Genomic DNA, 266 nt, shown 5'->3' with positions numbered 1-266 from the left:
GGTTATTCTGTTGCCAGCGTTGCAACACGTCTCGATATCACCACCCACAGCCTTTACGCCTGGATAAAGAAGTACGGTCCAGATTCTTCCACTAATAAAGAAGAGTCAGATGCTCAGGCCGAGATCCGCCGTCTCCAGAAAGAGCTGAAGCGGGTTACCGACGAACGGGACATATTAAAAAAAGCCGCGGCGTACTTCGCAAAGCTGTCCGACTGAGGTACGCCTTTATCCGTGACAACACCTGTTGCTGGCCTGTTCGCCTGCTC

1 pseudogene is annotated in these 266 nt (G+C 52.3%); it reads left to right on the top strand.

Going from position 1 to position 266, the window contains the following annotated elements:
- A pseudogene (locus OGY13_RS00265) lies at positions 1-266 on the top strand (transposase); the annotation flags it as partial.

It is taken from the genome of Citrobacter sp. Cpo045 (assembly GCF_030332875.1).
Taxonomy (GTDB): Bacteria; Pseudomonadota; Gammaproteobacteria; order Enterobacterales; family Enterobacteriaceae; genus Citrobacter; species Citrobacter portucalensis.
The sequence above is the reverse complement of the archived record's forward strand: the minus strand, read 5'-3'. Positions and strand labels throughout refer to the sequence as shown.